This window comes from Prevotella veroralis (genome assembly GCF_018127765.1).
GTDB classification, from domain to species: domain Bacteria; phylum Bacteroidota; class Bacteroidia; order Bacteroidales; family Bacteroidaceae; genus Prevotella; species Prevotella veroralis.
The window spans coordinates 1,069,713-1,088,367 of the sequence record NZ_CP072330.1; the positions used below are offsets into that span (position 1 = coordinate 1,069,713).

The window sequence follows — 18,655 nt, forward strand, 5'->3', positions numbered from 1 at the left end:
AAACAATACGCTAATACAAACGTACTTCTTCTTATTATATTATTCTTAAAGCCGTAAAACATCACATTTAGCAGAAGTATATAATAGTAAAATCAAGATAGAGCAAGGTTGCTTATTCTCGTTTAATTTATTACTTTTGCAAGTGAATATAAAACAAAGAGTATGAAACTAACAACAATCGCACTTACCATTATGTTAGGACTCAGTTCTACCGCTATGGCACAAAAGGGAGACATTACAATTAAACTCGTTGAAACATCTGATGTACACGGCTCGTTCTTTCCTTACGACTTTATTACACGTAAGCCAAAGAGCGGTTCCATGGCAAGAGTAAATACTTTCGTTGAAGACTTACGTAAGAAGGAGGGTAAAGAAAATGTTTATCTATTGGATAACGGAGATATCTTGCAAGGGCAACCTATCTCTTATTATTACAACTACGTAGCTCCTGAGAGAACGAATATTGCGGCAAGTGTGCTCAACTATATGGGATATGATGCCGCCACTGTAGGTAACCATGATATTGAGACAGGGCATAGTGTCTATGACAAGTGGTTTAAAGAACTGCGCTTCCCTATTCTTGGTGCAAATATCATCAATACTAAAACTAACAAACCTTACATACTTCCTTATACAGTCATCAAAAAGAAGAACGGACTGAAAGTATGTGTTATCGGTATGCTGACACCTGCAATACCCAACTGGTTAAAGGAAACAATATGGAGTGGACTTCGTTTCGATGAGATGGTTTCATGCGCTAAACGTACCATGGAGGAGGTGAAAAAGAAAGAGAATCCTGATGTTATAGTTGGTTTGTTCCATTCTGGTTGGAATGGAGGTATCAAGACGCCCCAATATGATGAGGATGCATCTCAAAAGGTGGCGCAGGAAGTCCCTGGCTTTGATGTTGTCTTCTTCGGACACGATCACACGCCTCATAATTCAACCGAACGAAACATCATAGGCAAGGAGGTCATCTGCCTTGACCCTGCTAACAATGCGCAACGCGTAGCAATGGCGACACTAACATTGACTCCTAAGAACGTCAAAGATAAGAAACAATACACATTGACGAAGGCGAAAGGGGAACTCGTGGATGTGAGGGACTTGAAAGCCGATGAGGCTTTCATTAAGCATTTCCAACCAGAGATAGATGCTGTAAAACAATGGAGTGAACAGGTGATTGGTAATTTTGAAAATACAATCTACACGAAGGACTGCTTCTTCGGTAATTCTGCTTTCAACGATCTAATCCTCGACCTGGAACTAAAGATTACAAAGGCTGATATTGCCTTTAATGCTCCTCTACAATTTAACTCTGTTATCAAGGCTGGTCCTGTAACAGTAGGCGATATGTTCAACCTTTATAAATACGAAAACCAGCTCTGTGTGATAAAGATGACTGGCGAAGAGATTCGCAAGCACCTTGAGATGAGTTACGACTTATGGGTGAACACGATGAAGAGTCCTGATGATCATCTGTTGTTACTCTCTAACACGCAGAATGATGCACAACGTTTAGGCTTCAAGAACTTCTCGTTTAACTTCGATTCAGCCGCTGGTATCGATTATACGGTTGATGTTACTAAGCCTAATGGCGAGAAAGTACATATCTTACGTATGAGTAACGGGCAACCCTTCGATGAGCATAAATGGTACACCGTGGCTGTTAATAGTTATCGTGCAAATGGCGGTGGAGAACTACTCACAAAGGGAGCAGGAATACCACATGATTCACTTCAAAGTAGGATTATCTGGGAGAGCCCGAAAGATCAACGCCATTACCTCATGGAGGAGATTAAAAAGGCTGGTACTATGAATCCGCAAGCACATCAAAATTGGAAGTTCATACCAGAAGAGTGGACTGTCCCAGCAGCTGCACGTGACCGTAAGCTCTTGTTTGGAGAATAAGTTAGAAGGAAGCATAAACTTCATAAACATCTGATTATAACTATCATAAAGATGAAATATTACTGGTTTATCTTTTGTAAGACCGACCTTCTGTTAGAGAAGGTTGGTAATAACTATACGATTCCACTTTCAGAAGAACCACCCATCGCTTTACGTCCTTGGACACACGTGATGAATATTGGTCCAACGGAGGATGGTACAGAGGTAAAGGCTTTCATGATTGATAGTCCTGTAACTGATAATCCCAATTACGAGATGTGCGGACTTAGACCTTCCTTTTATCTTCTTTCAACTGAATTGTACTTGAAGGCTGGCAAATGTCATGAACTACTTTACTGGGATCAGAACACAAAATTCTGCGGTGTGTGTGGAGCACCCATGAAAATGCACACAGACATATCGAAACGTTGCACGAATTGTGCGAAAGAAGTATGGCCACAATTAGCGACAGCTATTATCGTCCTTGTTCATAAAGGTGATGAGGTGTTGTTAGTTCATGCACGCAATTTCAAATCCGACTTCTTTGGATTAGTAGCAGGTTTCGTTGAAACAGGAGAAACACTAGAGGAAGCAGTGCATCGTGAAGTAGCTGAAGAAACAGGTATCAAGATAAAGAACCTACGATACTTCGGTTCCCAACCCTGGCCTTATCCTTGTGGGCTAATGGTGGGCTTCAATGCAGATTATGATGGAGGCGATTTACAGTTACAGCAAAGCGAAATATCAAAAGGGGCATGGTTCACAAAAGAGAATCTGCCCAATATTCCTGAACGTTTGTCAATCGCACGCATGATTCTTGATGATTGGATAAATCAAACTTCAATATAAACGAAAGAGTATTTAAACCTTAAAACAATGATGACTTTCTTAGAAAAAGCCCTTGGCTTTAACCCCAAGTCAATGAAGCTCCGTACTGAACTTATTGCTGGAGCTACAACCTTCTTAACGATGAGCTATATCTTAGCCGTCAATCCTGCTATCCTTACCTCCACAGGAATGGATAAAGGCGCATTGTTCACTGGTACAGTCTTAGCAGTTGCTATTGCTACCTTGTTATTGGCTTTCATGGCTAAACTACCATTTGCACAAGCTCCTTCCATGGGTCTTAATGCTTTCTTTGCTTACACGCTTTGCCAAACTATGGGTTATTCCTGGCAACACTCTCTAGCCATTATGCTTATTGAGGGAATTGTCTTCATCCTCATTACTTTCTTTAATGTACGTGAGATGATTCTCGATTCTATACCGAACAATTTACGATACGCAATATCAGCAGGTATCGGTATGTTCATTGCCTTTATAGGACTCAAGAATGCAGAGATTATCGTTGCGAGAGATGCCACCTTTGTTGGTCTTGGTGCCTTCACTCCTAGTTGTATTCTTGGTATAATTGCCATCTTATTGAGTGGCATGTTAATGGCTAAGAATGTCAAAGGTTCGCTATTCTGGAGTATTATTATTACAACAGTCATCGGTATTCCTTTAGGAGTAACAGTTATTCCTAGTAGTTGGATGCCTTTCTCTGCACCACAAGATATTAGTCCGATATTCTGTAAGTTCGACTTTAGTGGTCTTTTGAACCTCAAGACGGTATTGGTTGTCTTTTCATTGTTATTGGTAAATATCTTTGATACGATTGGTACTCTTATGGGCTTAGCAGATAAGACGGGTATTGTGGAACCAAATGGTAATATCCCACGCGTAAAAGAAGCTATGATGAGTGATGCCATAGGAACTACCTGCGGTGCAATGTTAGGTAGCTCAACACTTACAACTTACGTTGAAAGTGCAAGCGGCATTGCCGAAGGTGGTCGTTCAGGTGTAACTGCATTCTTTGTAGGTATTCTGTTCCTTGTATCACTCTTCCTCTCCCCTATCTTCATGCTTATTCCAAGTGCTGCAACAAGTGGAGCCTTGGTTATGGTAGGTGTATTGATGATTGATTCTGTAAAGAAGATTAACTTGAATGATATTACAGAGTCATTCCCTGCCTTCATCACAATGATAACCATGGTGCTCTGCTACTCTATTGCTGATGGTATCTGTCTAGGTATTTTGTCATTTGTGTTTATGAAAGTATGTACAGCGAAATGGAAAGATCTTAACTTGACACTCTGTATATTGGCTGTTCTCTTTGTCTTGAACTTTATCATCAGTTAAAGATATTCATAAAATTGCTTCGCCCTGTAAGTATCGGTTCCTACGGACTACTTACAGGGCGAACTTTATACAAACAATTAGCCTTGAATCGTCCTCACACTAGATTTATGCCCAACACAACAACTAGAATCCCGTTTTTCAGAACTAATTAGTAAAAAAGGATGAAGAAAGTTTGCAGAGTTCAAATTAAATCATTACTTTTGCAACCGCTTACAATAAGTAAGGGCGTTTAGCTCAGTTGGTTTAGAGCATCTGCCTTACAAGCAGAGGGTCGGCGGTTCGAATCCGTCAACGCCCACCAATCAAAGGGTAGTTTCCAGAGTGGTCAAATGGGGCAGACTGTAAATCTGCTGCTTCTAGCTTCGGTGGTTCGAATCCATCACTACCCACAGAAGACTTGCAATCCAATCGATTGCAAGTCTTTTGTTTTATATACCATCTAACGTATAACTAACTTTCATCCTAGTTATCATTTAACGTATAACTAACTTTCATTATCCTAATTAAAAGGGTCGTTCTTCTTCGTTATGAATATTTTTAGTAACTTTGTAAGTACAGAACATCATAAAACATATATTTTATAATATGAAGATAAAAGAAACACCAGTTCTATTGCTTACCGGTTACCTAGGAAGCGGTAAAACGACATTGGTAAACAGAATCCTTGCCAATGAGAAAGGTATTAAATTTGCAGTTATTGTTAATGATATAGGTGAGGTGAATATCGATGCGAACCTTATCGAAGCAGGCGGTGTAGTAGATCAAAACGATGATTCTCTCGTAGCTCTTCAGAATGGTTGTATCTGCTGTACACTGAAAATGGATCTGATAAAGCAGTTAAACGATATTGTATCACAAAAGAAGTTTGACTACATTGTCATTGAAGCTAGCGGTATTTGTGAACCAGCTCCTATCGCACAAACCATTTGCGCATATCCACAAATGTATCCCGACTTAGCAAAGAACGGAAAGGCTGTACTCGATTCTATTGTAACCGTAGTTGATGCGCGTCGTATGTGTGATGAGTTTTCAGCCGGCAATGACTTGTTAAAGAAAGATCTCAAAGAAGATGACATTGAAAACCTACTGATTCAACAGATTGAATTCTGTAGCATTATCTTACTTAATAAAGTGGATGATGTTAATGCAGAAGAGTTAGGATTGGTAAAAAGCATTATTCGTTCGCTCCAACCAAAGGCAGAAATTATTGAATGTAACTATGGAGATGTTGACCTTAATAAGATCATTAATACAAAAGCATTCAACTTTGATGAAGTAGCAACATCAGCCGCTTGGATTGCTGAGATTGAGGGACATCATGACGAGCATGAGGAAGAAGAAGAGCATCATGGACATCACCATCATCACCACCATCATGGACTAGAAAACGAAGAGAGTGGTGAGGCATTAGAATATAACATTCAGACATTCGTGTACTATGCGCGCAAGCCTTTTGATATTAACTTTTTCGATGATTTCGTAGCACGCAAGTGGCCAGCACAGATCATTCGTTGTAAAGGATTATGCTATTTCAAGAATGAAAAAGATATATGTTACGTATTCGAACAAGCAGGAAAACAAGTTAGCTTACGTAATGCTGGACAATGGTATGCTACAATGCCTGCATTTGAATTAAGGAGTTTCCTTGAAAAGAACCCTAAAATAAACAAAGATTGGGAAGAACCTTACGGAGATCGTATGCAGAAACTTGTATTTATTGGTCAGGATTTAGACAAAGACGCAATTACAAAAGCACTTGATCAATGCCTAACTGATTTCTAAAACAAGCATACAGATACCTAAAACAAAAGGATATGTCAATCGAGACATATCCTCTTTTTGTATGCTTTCTCATACTGTTTTAATCGAATAATCCTTTACAAAAGAAAATCTAATTCTAGCGGTAGAAATGGAAAGAAATTACGAAAAATAAGAAGTAAATAGAGGTTTTGGATAACACGATAGTACTTTTTGAGTGAAACGATAGTACTTTTTCACTAAAACGATAGTACTTTTTGAGTGGAAAGATAGGTGTTTTTTACCGAAAAGATAGCCATTTTTACGAAAAAAGTATCATAAATTCAATTGACAAAACACTACATAATTTCCAAATCACTATATATCAAATAGTTATGAACCTTAACTAATATACTCCATAATTTGAGTATTTGAGCCAAAGGTACAGTCTCTTCCAAAAAACGCAAAAACAACCCCCTAAAATAACAATATTCTATTACAAAACAACTCATATCAATTACAAATATTCATCCCAAAAGTTCAATAACAAAACAGGGATGAATGTGCCTGTTTATAACGCATTTAAAAAAGGGAAGATACCATAAAGGCATCTTCCCTTCCCTGATAATATGTCTAAAAATTACATCATTCCACCCATGCCCGGAGCTGCTGGCATTGCAGGAGTTTCCTCAGCCTTGTCAACAATGAGGCATTCGGTTGTCAAGAACATTCCTGCGATTGAAGCTGCATTCTCCAATGCTACACGAGAAACCTTAGCAGGATCGATGACACCTGCAGCACGTAAATCCTCGTAAACATCCTTGCGAGCATTGTAACCATAGTCACCTTTGCCTTGACGAACATTGTCAACTACAACAGCACCTTCGCCACCTGCATTCGCAATGATCTGACGTAAAGGCTCCTCAATAGCACGGCAAACAATGTTAATACCAGTCTGCTCGTCCTGATTCTCGCCCTTGAGATCCTTCAATGCCTCTTGAGCTCGGATGTAAGTGGTACCACCACCAACAACAACGCCCTCTTCCATTGCGGCACGAGTAGCACAAAGAGCATCGTCAACGCGATCCTTCTTCTCCTTCATCTCTACCTCGGAATTAGCACCAACATAGAGAACAGCTACGCCACCAGCCATCTTTGCCAGACGTTCCTGCAACTTCTCCTTGTCATAAGAGCTTGTTGAAGCAGCAATCTCATTCTTGATTTGTGCCACACGCTCCTTGATTGCGTCCTTATCGCCAGCACCATCAACAATGGTTGTATTGTCCTTTGATACATTAACCTTCTTAGCTGTACCCAACATCTCGAGTGTAGCCTTATCCAATGATAGACCCTTCTCCTCGCTAATAACAACGCCACCAGTCAATGTAGCTATATCTTCTAACATTGCCTTACGACGATCGCCGAAGCCAGGAGCCTTCACTGCACAAATCTTCAAGCCTGCACGTAGGCGATTTACAACCAATGTTGTCAATGCTTCAGAATCAACATCCTCTGCAATAACCAACAATGGACGACCACTCTCAGCAGCTGGCTGGAGAATTGGCAAGAAATCTTTCACATTTGAAATCTTCTTGTCATAGAGAAGGATGTATGGATTCTCCATTACACACTCCATCTTATCAGTGTCGGTAACGAAGTAACCTGATAAATAACCACGATCAAATTGCATACCCTCTACTACGCCAATGCTTGTCTCACGGGTCTTGCTCTCCTCAATCGTGATAACTCCATCCTTAGATACCTTACGCATTGCATCAGCCAACAGCTTGCCAATCTCAGGATCATTATTAGCACTAACAGTTGCAACCTGCTCAATCTTGTCATAGTTATCGCCAACAACCTCAGCTGATTCCTTGATATGCTCAACAACCTTTGCTACAGCCTTGTCAATACCACGCTTGAGATCCATAGGATTAGCACCAGCCGCAACATTCTTCAAGCCTTCTGTTACGATAGCCTGTGTTAGGATTGTGGCTGTTGTGGTACCATCACCAGCATCATCACCAGTCTTACTAGCTACACTCTTTACTAATTGTGCACCAGCATTCTCGAAGTTGTCTTCAAGTTCCACCTCCTTAGCAACGGTTACACCGTCCTTTGTTATCTGTGGAGCACCGAACTTCTTACCGATAACAACATTACGACCTTTAGGACCTAGCGTTACCTTTACTGCATTTGCTAACTGATCAACACCACTCTTCAAGAGTTCACGTGCATCTGTATTGAATTTTATCTCTTTTGCCATTTTACTTTTACTTTAAAATTTGAACTCTAATATTTGAGCTTTGATATCTAAACTTTGAACTTTAACGTTTGATTTTTGAACTTTAGAATAGATATTCAAAGCTATCTTTCCATTCCTGCTCTCCCCTCCTTTCGGAGGGGTTAGGGGGAGGCATCCCTCCCTTCGTTGGGATTGGAAGAGGCTTTTTATTCTACTACAGCGAGAACATCGCTCTGACGCATCATCAGATACTTCTCACCTTCATTCTCTAATTCCGTACCAGCGTACTTTCCATAGAGAACCTCATCACCAACTTTGAGAGTCATCTCCTCGTCCTTTGTGCCATTACCAACTGCTACGACCTTACCACGCTGTGGTTTCTCTTTAGCTGTATCAGGGATAATAATACCACCAACTTTCTCCTCTGCTTGTGCAGGAAGAATCAATACTCTGTCTGATAAAGGTTTAATTGTCATAATCACTTTATATTTTTAGATTTTAATCTTTTGTTTATCTACTAAACTAGTAGTTCCGCTTTGCTTTATACGAAAACCATGCCAAAGAAACATACATATAAACATACAAAACAATATCTGACATCCTGTCAGCATACACATACGACATTAAGAATTTATAGGAGACCCCTCATCAATTTCCATTGAGCCATAACATAAATGTAGTATCTTTGCAACAAAAACAAATTTCTACAAGTATGACAGAAAGCATAAGCCCAACAGTGAAAATGATTATTGACAAACTCCAAGCGTTATCAAATGCTGAAAAGAGAGAAGTATTCCCACGCTTCTTCAAAACAGGAAAAGGGGAATACGGCGAGGGCGATCTCTTTTTAGGTGTCACAGTTCCCAACATCCGCACTGTTGCCAAACAACATAAAGATATATCCTTGGATGTAATACGAGAACTAATGCTGTCAAAATGGCATGAGGCAAGACTCTGCGCACTGCTAGTCATGGTAGAGAAAAGCAAGAAAAAGGACGAAACACTTCGCAAACAGCTCTTTGACCTCTACCTCACCATGACCGAAAGAATTAATAATTGGGACTTAGTCGACCTCTCCTGCCGTTTTATCGTTGGCGAATACCTACTTGACAAATCGCGCGAACGCCTCTATCAATTAGCACAAAGCCAACTTCTATGGGACAACCGAATCGCCATCGTTTCCACCTATGCCTTTATCCGCAAGGGTCAACTGGAGGACACATACGCATTAAGCGACCTAATGATGCACCATCCACACAACCTCATGCACAAGGCGATTGGCTGGATGCTTCGTGAAGCTGGCAAACGGAATCCCGAGCGACTCTATGCGTATGTCATAGAACGTCGCGCGGATATGCCACGCACCATGTTACGTTATGCCATCGAGAAATTTAGTCCGAAAGAACGTGCTATACTTATGAAGCGAGTGTAAGTTCCCATAGACGGAAATGTTTCAAAAAACTTTTCTGAATCCTCTATAAGAAATAAGGTTTACTTCTTCCTGAAGCAAACCTTATACAAATTTGTTATATACTGGTTAGGACTTATTCCACCACAAAGTTATGCAAGTCTACGAACTTACCACGCTGGCGGCGTTCTTCTATCATACGAGCTAACTTAGCTTTGCGATGTGGAGTTATCCATTTACGTGCAAAGATATTTGGAATAGCAACACCTAAAGCAATACAGAATAGAACTAACGAACCATTGATTGCATTAAACACAGCAAAGGTTACCTCGCCTACTACGCCTTGCATCTCCAAGAAACCATAAAGGGCACGATACATCAATACACCTGGTACAATTGGGATTACTGCTGGTATCGTAATACATTGATGTGGTGTATGCAATATGTGTACAGCCTTTATATTGATAATAGAAATAAGCGCAGAACCACAAAGCGAACCAACGATTAAGCCCATGCCTAATCCTATATTACCTGTCGCTGGACCAAGATTGATAAAGTTACGAGAACATACACAAATAATACCGCCAATGGCTATCCAAGGCATTAAGCGATAAGGAATATTGTAGATAGTGGCAAATCCCATAGCAGAAATAGCCGCAGCTATAGCATACTCTACGAAACTATGATGTGGTGTCATAGATAAGTCTTTCACAAAATTGTCTATACTTCCGCATTTGATTGCCATTGCAATACCAAATGCCATAGCAACTACTATGAGAAGTGTATTCATTGCTCGCACCAAACCTGTGTTGATATGATTATCTAATAAATCATTAACAGCATTGATCAGCGGTACTCCTGGTACGATATACAATGCACAAGCCAAGAGCGGATGCCAAGGAGTGGACGAATAGAGTATTGGACGGAGAAATTCTGGTAAAACAGATTGTACACCAGGAGTAGATAAATAAGATGATAGCCAAGCGATAAGTGTACTAACAAAAGCAGCTAAAGCGAAGTTCGCATAAAGGTTAGAACCAGAATGATTGAGGAACATTCGTAATCTATTACCCAATATAGCAGCAATAGAGGCATAGAAGAATGCCGTCCAATCACAACCGAACTGAATACAGAAACCACCACAAGCAAAACCTGCTCCGATAGCAATCATCCAATCAGTATAATAATGTCTACCATTGGCTATCTTGTCTAATTCCTCCTGATATTTATCAAGTGTGTAATCCTCCTGGATTGCTCGCCATGAGAGTTTTGAAACTTCCTGAATGGCAAGCATATTAATGACGTGTTTGTCACAACGTTGCATCTTTGAGAAACTATGGGTTTCATCGCTAACATTCACCTGAAGAATGTAATAACCGATGTCCATGTGTAGATTCTCCTTAGGAAGCCCCAAATAAGCCGCCGTACGCTCCATATTGCGCTTTACACGACTTGTATCTGCAGAACTCTCCATTAATATTTGCCCTGTCCTTAGGAGTAGATCCAACTTTCTACGAAGGATCGTTTTGGAAGATACCATCTGATTTTCGTCCATAAAAAACAATCTTTTAGCTTTTAAAAAACGGCTACAAAGTTACGATTTATAATCCATATAGGGAAATTACCATGCTATAAATCGGACATCAACCTAACTTTTCTTACCCTTGTTTTATCGTACGATAAGGCTCTTCTCTCAAAAGGTTGACCTTTTTCCCAGAAAAGGTTGACGTTTTCTGCTCAAAAGGTTAACCTTTTTCACCAAAAAGGTCAACCCTTTTCGACAGAAAGGTTAACCCTTTTCAGAAAGAAGGTACAGAGTTAAGACTATAGAGGAACTTAAATTAAGAAAATAACACGTTTCTTCTTGACTACAATGTTATTAAGAAATCTTGAATTATTTGGCTGTTACATCTATTATATATATCTTTGCAAATGGTAAACCACAATTAGATACCTTTATGAAACAATTTTTCAAGTACGTATTTGCTTCGTTTGTAGGAACACTCCTTTTCAGTATTATTATGGGGTGTTTTGCTTTTATCACGATTATTGGTATGATAGCCTCAACGCAAACGACAAACGAAATAAAAGATAACTCTGTCCTTGTTTTAAATCTGTCAGGTCAACTCACAGAGAGAAGTGAAGATAATAACATAATCAGTCAGCTGCAAGGAAAGATAGGAACTATCGGATTAGACAACCTCCTATCAGCGATTGATAAGGCAAAGAATAATAAGAACATTAAGGGAATTTACATAGAGGCTGGCGCTTTCACTGCAGATTCCTATGCTTCTTTACAAGCTGTACGGAATGCATTGGTAGACTTCAAAAAGTCTGGCAAATGGATTATCACTTATGCTGATATCTACACACAAGGAACATATTACCTGTCTTCTTCTGCTAATAAAGTATATTTGAATCCACAAGGTCAGATTGATTGGCACGGTTTATCGTCTCAGCCTGTATTCGTAAAGGATTTATTAAAGAAATTCGGAGTAAAGATGCAAGTGATGAAGGTTGGAACTTATAAGAGTGCGACTGAAATGTTTACGGGCGATAAGATGAGTGATGCCAATCGTGAGCAAACTTCTGCTTACTTGAATAGTATATGGGGGAATATAACAAAGGATGTGAGTGCTACTCGTAATATATCCGTATCTTCTCTTAATGCTTATGCAGATAGTATGATTACATTTGCAGCACCTACAGATTATCTCAAATATAAACTTGTTGATGGTTTGCTTTATACTGACCAAGTAAAGGCTGTTGTAAAGAAACAGCTAGGTCTTGATAAGGACGATGACATTAACCAAGTCTCAATTGACGATATGCAAGGTGTAGAGGATGAGGGGAATGATAATAGTGATAATCAAATAGCCGTTTATTACGCATACGGAGACATTGTTGATGGTGCTGCAGGAGGTCTATTTGCACAAGGTCATACGATTGATGCACAAGTTGTATGTAAGGATTTAGAAAAACTTACTAACGATAAAGACGTAAAGGCAGTAGTTCTTCGTGTCAACTCAGGTGGTGGGTCAGCTTATGCATCAGAACAGATTTGGCATCAAATAATGGAATTAAAAAAACTAAAGCCAGTCGTTGTAAGTATGGGAGGAATGGCGGCATCAGGTGCATACTATATCTCAGCTCCATCCAATTGGATAGTGGCAGAACCAACAACACTTACAGGTTCTATAGGAATCTTCGGAATGTTCCCCGACTTTAGTGGCTTATTAACAGAGAAACTTGGTATTAAGTTTGATGAAGTAAAAACCAATAAGTTCTCAGGCTTCGGAACTCAGTCTCGTCCTTTCTCTGAAGAAGAAATGGCATACTTAAACCAGTATATCAACCGTGGTTATAAGCTCTTCCGCCATCGTGTAGCAGAAGGTCGTAAGAAGACTGATAATCAAATAGAAAAGATTGCGCAAGGTCATGTTTATTCAGGGCAAGATGCAATGAAGATTGGTCTTGTTGACCAACTAGGAGGATTAGATGTAGCCATTACGAAGGCGGCTCAATTAGCTAAGTTATCGAACCATAGTATAACCTCTTATCCTGCACAAAAGAGTATGTTTGAACAGATAATACAGGAATCAACACCTAACAATTATCTTGATGAACAATTACGTTCAAACTTAGGAGATCTTTATGAGCCATTCACACTATTGAAGACGCTCAATCACCAGAGTGCTATTCAAGCTCGTTTACCTTATTATCCTAACATCCACTAATAGTCTATGGAAGGTGACCACATTAAAATAAACAAATGGCTATTGCCTTTCAGTTGGCTGTATGGGCTTATTGTGGGCATACGTAACGAGTTATTTGATTTAAATATACTCAAGACAAGGAGCTTCGATATACCAGTTATATCTGTTGGTAATATTACAGTTGGAGGATCTGGTAAGACGCCTCATGTTGAGTATCTTATCCGACTACTTCAAGATAAAGTAAAAGTAGCTATTCTCTCACGTGGATATAAACGTAAGAGTCACGGATACGTGTTAGCCAATGCTGACACACCAATGAGAGAGATTGGGGATGAACCATATCAAATGAAAACAAAGTTCCCTAATATCCATGTAGCTGTAGATAAGAAAAGATGTGAAGGTATTGATAACATAACCTCTGACCCTGAAACCAATGATACGGATGTTATTCTACTGGATGATGCTTTCCAACACCGATATGTAAAACCTGGTATCAACATTCTTCTAGTGGATTATCATCGTCTCATTATCTATGACAAATTACTACCAGCAGGTAGACTTCGTGAGCCATTATCTGGGAAACATCGGGCAGACATCGTTATCATTACAAAATGCCCCAAGAGTCTTAATCCAATAGATTATCGAGTGCTCAGTAAAGCTATGGAACTCTACCCTTTCCAGCAACTCTACTTCACAACTCTTGATTATTGTGATTTAGAGCCTATATTTAAGGAAGGAGAAAATATACCTTTAACAGAAATCAGAGGTAAGAATATACTATTGCTTGCAGGTATTGCAACTCCTAAGTACTTGGAATTAGATTTAAATACATATACAGGAAATAATGCTCTAACAATCTTATCTTATCCTGACCATCATTCTTTCACAACGAAGGACATCAATAAAATTAATGATACCTTTGCACAAATGGAAGAACCCAAATTAATAATAACAACAGAGAAAGATAAAGCAAGACTTATTGATATAGAGGGGTTATCCGAGGAAGTAAAAGACAATATATATACACTCCCTATCAAGGTTAGATTCATGCTTGATAAAGAAGAGACATTTAATGAAAAAATAATTTCTTATGTACGAAAAAATTCAAGAAACAGCATCCTGGCTAAGAGAGAGGATGACAACAAGTCCAAAAACAGCCATCATTCTGGGCACCGGCCTAGGACAATTAGCTTCAGAGGTAACTGATAGCTATGAATTCTCTTACAAAGAGATACCCAACTTCCCTGTATCTACAGTAGAAGGGCATGCTGGTAAACTGATTTTTGGTAAGCTTGGTGACAAGGACATCATGGCAATGGAAGGACGTTTCCATTTCTATGAGGGATACGATATGAAGCAAGTAACATTCCCTATTCGTGTTATGCACGAGTTAGGAATCGAGCGTTTATTTGTATCTAATGCTTCAGGCGGTATGAATCCAGAGTTTAAGATTGGTGACTTAATGATTATCACTGATCACATTAACTTCTTCCCAGAGCACCCTTTACGCGGAAAGAACTTCCCAACTGGACCTCGCTTTCCAGATATGCATGAGGCATACGATCATAAGCTCATACAAATGGCTGATGAGATAGCTAAAGAAAAGAACATCCGTATAGTACATGGTGTTTACATGGGTGTACAAGGTCCTACCTTCGAAACACCTGCAGAGTATCGCATGTATCATAAGATGGGGGCTGATGCTGTTGGTATGAGTACCGTGCCAGAGGTTATTGTTGCACGTCACAGCGGTATTAAGGTCTTTGGTATTAGTGTAATTACAGACTTAGGTGGCTTTGATGTTCCCGTTGAAGTTAGTCATGAGGAAGTACAAGAAGCAGCTAATATGGCACAACCACACATGACAGAGATTATGCGCGAGATGATTAAGCGTTCATAATAATAGATACATAAAATTGCCCGGACGTTCTTTATCATATATGTAATAAGGTGTAGATAAAGAACGTCCTACATTTATCACTAAGTTTTTTGATAATAAATGGAAATTAAAGATCTCGGTAAGTTCGGTCTTATAGAAAGACTGACAAAGAACATTGTCCCACAAAACGCCTCCACCCAACAGGGCATAGGAGATGATGCTGCCGTACTGAACTACTCCAATAAGGAGGTTCTTGTAACATCAAAGATGTTTATGGAGGGGGTCCAGTTCGACCTTACATATATCGATATGGAGCATTTGGCTTACAAAGTAGCTATGGCAACGATGAGCAATATATTTGCAATGAATGGTCAGCCACGTCAGCTCATCGTTTCATTAGGCTTAGGAAAACGATTCAAGGTTGAGGATATCGAATCGTTCTACGCTGGTTTAAATAAGGCATGTGCTAAATGGAATGTCGATATTATTGGTGGGGATACCAAATCATCTTATACTGGTTTTGCCATCAATCTCACCTGCATTGGAGAAGCATCCAAAGAAGATATTATCTATCGTTCTGGTGCAAATGAGACAGACCTCATCTGTGTAACAGGCGATCTGGGTTCCGCCTATATGGGCTTACAAATCCTTGAAAGGGAAAAGTCTGTCTACTATCAACAAGTTGAGGAATATAATAATAAGGTAAGGGAGGCACAACGGAACAATGACCAGGCTCGATTGAAAGCCTTACAGAAAGAACGTACTGCTATTGATGATTTCCAACCCGACTTTGCAGGAAAAGAATACCTCATTGACCGACAGTTGAAACCAGAAGCACGTGGGGATGTCTTGCAACAACTACGTCAAGCAGGAATCCACCCCACTTCTATGATTGATGTTTCTGATGGTTTAGCTAGCGAACTCAAACATATTTGTCAACAAAGCCACTGTGGGTGTAGAATCTATGAAAAGAATATTCCTATTGACTATCAAACAGCAGTAACCTGTGAAGAGTTCAATATGAATCTCACAACTGCGGCTTTAAATGGAGGAGAGGATTACGAACTACTTTTCACTGTTCCAATCGGAGACCATGAGAAGATTGATAAGTTAGAGAATATCAAACAGATAGGTTATATCACAAAGGAAAGTTTAGGCAACTATATCATCACACGTGATGGTAATGAGTTCGAATTACAGGCGCAAGGCTGGTCAGTAAAGGAAAATTAAGCTATCTGTTAAAGGATTCAAATTGTAAGGAATTCCTTTAGAAAGGTTTGGAGGAATAAAATAAAAGCACTACCTTTGCATCGCAATTCAGAAATAGCAACAATAAGAGCTAAAGTATGAGTAACAAAGACATGATGGTGCCATAGCTCAGTTGGTAGAGCAAAGGACTGAAAATCCTTGTGTCCCCGGTTCGATTCCTGGTGGTACCACTCCTCCTTTCATCAGGGCGGTTCTCGTAAGAGGCCGCTCTTTTTGTTATACGATCCTCCCAAACAGGAGAACATCAGAGATTTACAAAATACTTGAAGACAACACGAGGTTCTTAGAAGCAAATCGCTCTCTTATTGCGTCTATTATCTTATTCAAGTTTGACAGATTCCTATCGTAGCCCTAATGTAAATTTCACTTTATTTGCTGTCATAACTATCACTTATTAAAGCACTCGCATAGACAAATAATTACGTATACAATAAGAAGATGGCTTAGTCGTCATTTATACTCTAATCTAATTGTCAATTGAACTTATACTTAAACCTCGATCGTGCTTATACTTAGACTACAATCATACTTTAAGTTAGAGTACGATGTTATACACGCTTGTATAATTGATTATACACGTCTGTATAATTAGTTATACACGTCTGTATAATAGACTATACAAACGTGTATAAAGTTGTTCATTAAGTATAACTGTGTTCGTTCATTAAGTATATGACTGATGCTCTTCTACTTGTTCATGGTTCGAGTTCTATACTGTTATCTCTATATTCCTCAAACATAAGTTTGTCGCATCGCAGTACAATTAGAGGGAAGAAACCGAGATTGTAAGGAATGACAAAACAAAATTAAAGATGTTTCGATACAAAAAATGATAGGTACAGATGAATGTTCCCGTACCTATCATTTTATTTAAGTAAGCCTTTGAATTCTACTTAGATGCTGTCTTTGCTTTCTTTGTAACAATCTTTTTAGTTGAAGCCTTCTTAGCAGGAGCTTTCTTTGCAAGCTCTGCCCTCAACTCTTCTTCCTGTGCTTCTAACTTCTCAACCTTACCTTGAAGATGAGAGATTTCCTTCGTCTTAATCTCAATTTCCTCACCTTGATTGCGTATAGTAGTGAGCAAACCATTCAGTTCCTCATTATCAATCTCGGCTGGGTAAAGGCTATTGACACGACTGATGAAGTCGCCAAGAATATTCATATAATTGGTAAAGGCATCAAAAGGACTCGTATATATTCCTCGATTCATACCAACACGCGAAGGCTTAGTTGACATGAACCGGAAGTTATCACTTGCCTGCAGATAGTCCCAGTCCTGATTGATACGTGGGTCGTTGGCAATTCGTACACGATCGGCAATACCATAAAGTTTGTTGAAAGCTTCACGCTGCATTGCATTACCTAACCACGTGCTAACATCACGCTCTTCATCCATCCAACTTAACGTATCAGGTACAGAGAGACTATCCACGCTCTTTAGTTTCATGCAAATCTCTGTCGGGGTAGAGAATGTTATGCCACGTTGTTTCGCACATGCAGGCAATGCCTTGAGGAATTCTAAGATATTACTTGATAATGGTTGTTCTATTCCCAAAGCCGAAAGATTCATAAAGATACCAATAACCTGTTCCTCTTTGGGTAGTGCCGCAATCTCATCCATGTAAGTATCAGCAAACAGTGGATAGCCTTCCCAGTCTGAATTGTTGAAGCGAAGGGATATATCGTCGCTCAACTTTACGTCACGCAATAACAGTTTAAGGTTAGGATCCAATGCGCAATTATATACATAATGTGGACTCTTCCAGCCTAATACGTGCTTTGCACCTTCGGTCAACATCGCTTTAAAGCCCATTTGCGAAGCAAGTAAACCGATCTCATCACTATAGATAAGGGATGAGTTGCGGAGAACCTTTGGTGTCTGACCGAAATACTCTTTGATCTTCTTTGCCTGACGCTTTACCTCCGCCTTAAAACTTTCCTCATTAGCCAGAGAAGCAAGACCATGTGAATAAGGTTCAGCCAAGAACTCTACACAACCCGTATTATTTAGCTCCTGCAACTTCTCAAGAACTTGTGGGGCGTGCATTTCAAGTTCCTCTATTCCTACACCCGATAATGAGAAAGCCACTTTAAAAGCTTTTCCATGTTCATGAATCATCTGTAACATTGCCTCCAATGCAGGCATATAACTCTTTTCAGCTATCTCTGTTACCGAACGTTCATTCTCAAAACTATCATAATAATAATGGTCAGTTCCAATATCAAAGAAGCGATAACGCTTTAAGTGAATGACCTGATGTATCTCGAAATATAAACAAATTGTCTTCATTGCTAATTATTTTGGTTTTTAAAAGATTATGGTTTTTAAC

General features: G+C 39.4%; 13 protein-coding genes and 3 tRNA genes. 12 read left to right on the forward strand and 4 right to left on the reverse strand.

Features of this window, described 5'->3' with window-relative positions:
• Window positions 1-162: 162 nt before the first annotated feature.
• From J5A55_RS04515 to J5A55_RS04540, 6 genes are all read left to right on the forward strand, one after another.
• Window positions 163-1,911, forward strand: coding sequence for a bifunctional metallophosphatase/5'-nucleotidase (locus J5A55_RS04515; RefSeq protein WP_004383323.1), 1,749 nt, complete (start codon window positions 163-165; stop codon window positions 1,909-1,911).
• 51 nt (window positions 1,912-1,962) lie between these two features.
• Window positions 1,963-2,739, forward strand: coding sequence for an NAD(+) diphosphatase (nudC, locus tag J5A55_RS04520; protein ID WP_004383324.1), 777 nt, complete (start codon window positions 1,963-1,965; stop codon window positions 2,737-2,739).
• A gap of 30 nt (window positions 2,740-2,769) precedes the next feature.
• Window positions 2,770-4,071: an NCS2 family permease gene (locus tag J5A55_RS04525; RefSeq protein ID WP_039851409.1), complete on the forward strand. Its 1,302-nt coding sequence runs from the start codon at window positions 2,770-2,772 to the stop codon at window positions 4,069-4,071.
• Window positions 4,072-4,294: 223 nt separating this feature from the next.
• A tRNA-Val gene (locus J5A55_RS04530) sits at window positions 4,295-4,372 on the forward strand.
• A 6-nt stretch (window positions 4,373-4,378) separates the two neighbouring features.
• Window positions 4,379-4,460: transfer RNA gene (locus tag J5A55_RS04535), tRNA-Tyr, on the forward strand.
• A 196-nt stretch (window positions 4,461-4,656) separates the two neighbouring features.
• A complete protein-coding gene (locus tag J5A55_RS04540; protein WP_004383326.1) occupies window positions 4,657-5,853 on the forward strand; it encodes a CobW family GTP-binding protein in 1,197 nt (398 codons plus the stop codon).
• Between the two features lie 595 nt (window positions 5,854-6,448).
• On the opposite strand, the gene groL is transcribed toward J5A55_RS04540, so the two are convergent.
• Both groL and J5A55_RS04550 read right to left on the reverse strand, forming a co-directional pair.
• Window positions 6,449-8,074 (reverse strand): chaperonin GroEL, encoded by a 1,626-nt coding sequence (groL, locus tag J5A55_RS04545; protein WP_004383327.1) that lies wholly within the window; start codon window positions 8,072-8,074, stop codon window positions 6,449-6,451.
• Window positions 8,075-8,259: 185 nt separating this feature from the next.
• Window positions 8,260-8,529 (reverse strand): co-chaperone GroES, encoded by a 270-nt coding sequence (locus tag J5A55_RS04550; protein WP_004383328.1) that lies wholly within the window; start codon window positions 8,527-8,529, stop codon window positions 8,260-8,262.
• Window positions 8,530-8,765: 236 nt separating this feature from the next.
• Between J5A55_RS04550 and J5A55_RS04555 the strand changes: the two genes are divergently transcribed.
• Window positions 8,766-9,485, forward strand: a complete 720-nt coding sequence (locus tag J5A55_RS04555) for a DNA alkylation repair protein (protein WP_004383329.1) — start codon at window positions 8,766-8,768, stop codon at window positions 9,483-9,485.
• A gap of 112 nt (window positions 9,486-9,597) precedes the next feature.
• Here the strand turns inward: J5A55_RS04555 and J5A55_RS04560 are convergent, their stop codons facing one another.
• The gene (locus J5A55_RS04560; protein WP_004383330.1) at window positions 9,598-11,016 is read right to left on the reverse strand and encodes a threonine/serine exporter family protein; all 1,419 of its coding nucleotides are present in this window, start codon (window positions 11,014-11,016) and stop codon (window positions 9,598-9,600) included.
• 403 nt (window positions 11,017-11,419) lie between these two features.
• Here J5A55_RS04560 and sppA point away from each other — a divergent pair, with 403 nt between their 5' ends.
• The 5 genes from sppA (at window position 11,420) to J5A55_RS04585 (ending at window position 16,495) form a co-directional block, all read left to right on the forward strand.
• Complete coding sequence (sppA, locus tag J5A55_RS04565; RefSeq protein WP_039851341.1) at window positions 11,420-13,198, forward strand: signal peptide peptidase SppA; 1,779 nt, start codon at window positions 11,420-11,422, stop codon at window positions 13,196-13,198.
• Window positions 13,199-13,204: 6 nt separating this feature from the next.
• The gene (gene lpxK, locus J5A55_RS04570) at window positions 13,205-14,383 is read left to right on the forward strand and encodes a tetraacyldisaccharide 4'-kinase (protein WP_004383334.1); all 1,179 of its coding nucleotides are present in this window, start codon (window positions 13,205-13,207) and stop codon (window positions 14,381-14,383) included.
• Window positions 14,268-15,077, forward strand: coding sequence for a purine-nucleoside phosphorylase (locus J5A55_RS04575; RefSeq protein ID WP_082239109.1), 810 nt, complete (start codon window positions 14,268-14,270; stop codon window positions 15,075-15,077). The genes lpxK and J5A55_RS04575 overlap by 116 nt, the downstream gene beginning before the upstream one ends.
• A 99-nt stretch (window positions 15,078-15,176) precedes the next feature.
• Entirely contained in the window at window positions 15,177-16,286 is a 1,110-nt protein-coding gene (locus J5A55_RS04580; protein ID WP_004383338.1) for a thiamine-phosphate kinase, read from the forward strand.
• 136 nt (window positions 16,287-16,422) lie between these two features.
• A tRNA-Phe gene (locus tag J5A55_RS04585) sits at window positions 16,423-16,495 on the forward strand.
• A gap of 719 nt (window positions 16,496-17,214) precedes the next feature.
• On the opposite strand, the gene J5A55_RS04590 is transcribed toward J5A55_RS04585, so the two are convergent.
• Window positions 17,215-18,615: a glycoside hydrolase family 57 protein gene (locus tag J5A55_RS04590; RefSeq protein ID WP_004383340.1), complete on the reverse strand. Its 1,401-nt coding sequence runs from the start codon at window positions 18,613-18,615 to the stop codon at window positions 17,215-17,217.
• Window positions 18,616-18,655 lie beyond the last annotated feature (40 nt).